The organism is Nocardia sp. NPDC060220, assembly GCF_042727815.1.
GTDB lineage: Bacteria > Actinomycetota > Actinomycetes > Mycobacteriales > Mycobacteriaceae > Nocardia.
Map to the genome: position 1 here is coordinate 1 of NZ_JBHWZY010000681.1, position 3,814 is coordinate 3,814.

At 67.2% G+C, this 3,814-nt stretch carries 3 protein-coding genes; all 3 read right to left on the reverse strand.

Features of this window, described 5'->3' with window-relative positions; translation table 11 throughout:
* Nucleotides 1-145 precede the first annotated feature (145 nt).
* The 3 genes from ACFWF3_RS27605 to metE all read right to left on the reverse strand — a co-directional run bounded on the left by ACFWF3_RS27605 (nucleotide 146) and on the right by metE (nucleotide 3,575).
* Nucleotides 146-721 (reverse strand): TetR/AcrR family transcriptional regulator, encoded by a 576-nt coding sequence (locus ACFWF3_RS27605; RefSeq protein ID WP_379316326.1) that lies wholly within the window; start codon nucleotides 719-721, stop codon nucleotides 146-148.
* Nucleotides 721-1,140 carry a VOC family protein gene (locus ACFWF3_RS27610; protein WP_379316328.1) on the reverse strand — a complete coding sequence of 140 codons (420 nt, stop codon included), beginning with the start codon at nucleotides 1,138-1,140 and terminating at the stop codon, nucleotides 721-723. Before ACFWF3_RS27610 ends, ACFWF3_RS27605 begins: the two co-directional genes overlap by 1 nt.
* Before the next feature lie 110 nt (nucleotides 1,141-1,250).
* On the reverse strand, nucleotides 1,251-3,575 hold the full coding sequence (gene metE, locus ACFWF3_RS27615) for a 5-methyltetrahydropteroyltriglutamate--homocysteine S-methyltransferase (protein WP_379316330.1): 2,325 nt from the start codon (nucleotides 3,573-3,575) through the stop codon (nucleotides 1,251-1,253).
* Between the last annotated feature and the right edge of the window lie 239 nt (nucleotides 3,576-3,814).

Consider the following 3,814-nt stretch of genomic DNA (forward strand, 5'->3'; position numbering starts at 1 on the left):
CAACGTTGCGGTCATCGCGCCTCCTAGGGACCGCCACAATTATGGCATGTTTTCGAATAATTCGAAAACCGCCCGATCAGCGCCATGATCCGGCGCTGCTGACCGTGGCCGACCGCTGTATCAGCGCGCCCTCGACCTAGCGCCCTCAGCTATCGAGCGGGCGCACCAGACGCAGGACGGCGTTCACCGAGGCATCGACGAGTGCGTCGTCCAACGGCAGATGACCGAAGAGTGCACGGAAGTAGATCGTCGCCGCGACCGTGTCGAGGACGAAGTCGAGATCTATGTCCGGATCGACCTCGCCGCGCCCCATCGCCGAGCGCAGGACGTTCGCGGTGGTTTCCCTGCGTGGCTCGAAGACCGTGGACAGGAAGTGTGCGCGCAGTTCAGGGTCGTTCGTCAGGTCTGCCACCAGCGCGGGCAGCACCCGATCGAGCGGGGTGTCGCGCAGCGCGGCGACGAGGCCGCGCAGGGCCGCGGTGAGATCCGCGCGCAGATCGCCGGTGTCGTCCGTCGGCCGGACACCGAGCAGATCGGCGACCACCGCGACGACCAGATGCCGCTTGGACGGCCAGCGCCGGTAGATCGCCGGGCGATGAATGCCCGACCTGGTCGCCACCGCACCGATCGACAGTTCGGCGTAGCCGTTGTCGTCGAGCAGCTGCCGGGTGGCGGCCAGCACCGCGACATCGATCCGGTCCTCGCGCGCGCGTCCGGGCATCAGAAGACCGGCCGTGGCACGAGCATGACGATCCACCCATCCGGATCGGGAAATGCCATACCGCCGTTGGCCGCCCAGTACGGATTCTGCGCGGGCACCGGCTCGACCCCGAACTCACCGAGCCGCTCCACCACGTCGAACATCGGCGCCGCACCGTCGAAATAGAGCACCAGCAGGTTCTCCGCGCTGGGCGCCGCACCCGGGCTGCCATCGACATGACTGGTGAACTCGAGGTGGTAATCGGCGCCGGGCAAACCGACCATTACCCCGTCGTATCCGGCATGGTTCTCGAACCGGTACAGCTCGCGCAGCCCGAGCCCGTCGACATAGAAGCGCACTACCTCGTCGAGCCGATCCGTCGGGCGGGCGATCCGAACCTGCGCTACACGTAGGGAATCCGGCCAGGTCATCACTGTCATGCCACAACGGTACAGTACGTACCGTAATAAAACCCGGCGCTAGGCGTAGGGACCATCCGGCAACAAAAAAGGCGCACCGAAACCCGGTGCGCCCTTTTTGCTTTGTTCGCTTACCCCTCGGTCGCGGCAGCCTCCTGCGCGGCCAACGCGCGGCGGCGGACCCGGCGAGCCGCAGCCACCATGTTGCGCAACGACGGCTCCAGCTGCCAGTAGTGGCGCGTCTTGAGGCCGCCGTCGGGGTTGGCCCACAACCGTTGCGGGGTCACGGCATTCGCGGCCTGGGTGAGCAGTTCGTCGAACTCGTCGATATCGGGGATGCGGGCCGAGCGGCTCTCGTACACGCCGGGGCCGACGCCGTGGGTGAGGCCGTGGCCCGAGGACAGGTCCTCGGTGAGCGCCTCGATGACCCATTCGATCGAGCGGGTCGCCACGATGGCGGTGACGTCGGCGTCGAGCTGATCGATCGCGTCGACCACCTCGGTGCGGCCGGAATAGCCGATGTGGGTGTGGATCTGGGTGTCGGAACGCACGCCGGAGGTGGCCAGCTTGAACGCGCCGACCGCCCAGCGCAGGTACTCCTCACGGCCGTGCGGGCGGGCGGGGAGCAGCTCGCGGATGGCGGGTTCGTCGACCTGGATGATCGCGATCCCGGCCTTCTCCAGGTCGACCACTTCGTCGCGGATGGCGAGCGCCACCTGGTCGGCCGTCTCGTAGAGCGGCTGATCCTGGCGGACGAACGAACGCGCCAGCATCGTGACCGGCCCGGTGACCATGCCCTTCACCGGCTTGTCGGTCAGCGACTGCGCGTAGGTGGTCCACTCCACCGACATCGGTGCGGGCCGTGCCACATCGCCGTAGACGATCGGCGGTCGCACACAGCGCGAGCCGTACACCTGCACCCAGCCGAAGCGGGTGGTGGCGAAACCGTCGAGCTGCTCGGCGAAGAACTGGATCATGTCGTTGCGTTCGTGCTCACCGTGCACGAACACGTCGAGGCCGATGTCTTCCTGGAGCCGGATCGTGGCCTCGATCTCGGCCTCGACCTGCTTGCGGTAGTCGTCGTCGGACAGCCGGCCCGAGGCCACCTCGTGGCGGGCCTGGCGCAGCTTGCCGCTCTGCGGGAACGAACCGAGCGTGGTGGCGGGCACCAACGGCAGGTTCAACCGCTCCTGCTGCGCGGCCGCGCGCTCGTCGTAGGGCGCGCGTTCGCGCATCTCGGGCGTCACGGCGTACACCCGCTGGCGCACCGCGTGCTTCTGCTTGAAGTGCACCTCGGTCGGCCGCTTGCGCCAGTTCTCCGACGGGCCCTCGGTGAGTGCCTTGGCGAGTGAGACGACCTCGCCCACCTTCTGTTTCGCGAAGGCGAGCCGGTCGGCGACGTTGCCCTCGATGTCGTACTCGGCGAGCACGTCGTAGGGCACGTGCAGCAGCGTGGTGCCGGTCGACACCACCAGATCCGGGCACACCTCGGCGATCGCGTTGAGGTAGCTCAGCGTGACGAAACGGTCGGCCCGCCACACGTTCTGACCACTGATGACACCCGCGTAGATCCGCTTGCGCCGGATCCCCGGGATCGCCGCCAGTTCCTCCGGCTGCATCCGGTAGGAGGCCAGATCGAGTCCGATGGCCTCGACATTGCTCGCGGCCAGAATCCGCAGCGCCTCGCCGAAGTCGCCGTACTGCCCGGTGACCAGGATGCGCGGACGCAGCGGCGCCTTCGCCAGCTGGTTGTATGCCTTCTCGAACGCGGCGAGCTCGGCGGGAGTGCGCTCGCCGGTGAAGCAGGGCTCGTCGAGCTGCACGCAGGTCGACCCGCGCTTGGCGAGGATCTCGAACAGCTCTTCGTAGAACGGCAGCAGCTGATCGAGCAGGCTCAACGTGTCGAACTCGGCCTCGCCCGGCACATGCCCGGCCTTCGACAGCAGCAGCAACGACACCGGGCCGAGGACCACCGGACGCAGCTCGATCCCGCGGGCGGCCGCCCGGTCCCACTCGTCGAGCAGGGCCTGCGGATGCAGCGAGAACGTGGTGTCGGCGTCGAGTTCGGGCTGGCGGTAGTGGTAGTTGGTGCCGAAGAAACGCACCAGCTCGAGCGGCGGGGTGTCCGGGTTGCCGCGCGCCATCAGGAAGTAGAAGTCGAGCGGGTCGAGCCCGGCCTCGAACTCCTTGAAACGCGAGGGCACAGCGCCGAACAGCAGCGCGTTGTCGAGGATGTGATCGTAGAAGGAGAAGGTGTTGCCCGGCACCTGCGTGAGTCCGGTCGCGGCCAGTTCGTTGAACTGACGCTCCTGGATATCGCGTCCTACCGTGAGCAGTTCCTCGCGTTCGAGCGATCCGCGCCAATACGACTCGAGCGCACGCTTGAGCTCTCGGTGCGGACCGATCCTCGGGTATCCGAGAACGCTCGACCCGAATCCATCGGTGACGTTGACCATGACCGCCGATACTCCCTTTCGATCACACGCTGCGCTCGAGACATAGCACCGGGCAAGCAAGCACGTCCGGCAACAGCAGCTTAAGCCGCAAGAACCCCTCCGCGCCGCGCCCCCCGCAAACCCCGAGCACCTGAGCGCCTTTTGTAAGTCTCTCTAGGGGCCCGCCCTGATCTGGACTGACCGAAGGGTGCGACGAAGGAGTACCCGGAGGGAGGGAAGATCAGGGGCCCGAAGGGCCC

Coding starts and splice junctions, on each gene's coding strand:
- ACFWF3_RS27605 (WP_379316326.1), bottom strand. CDS start 721: ATGCCCGGACGCGCGCGCGAGGACCGGATCGATGTCGCGGTGCTGGCC.
- ACFWF3_RS27610 (WP_379316328.1), bottom strand. CDS start 1,140: ATGACAGTGATGACCTGGCCGGATTCCCTACGTGTAGCGCAGGTTCGG.
- metE (WP_379316330.1), bottom strand. CDS start 3,575: ATGGTCAACGTCACCGATGGATTCGGGTCGAGCGTTCTCGGATACCCG.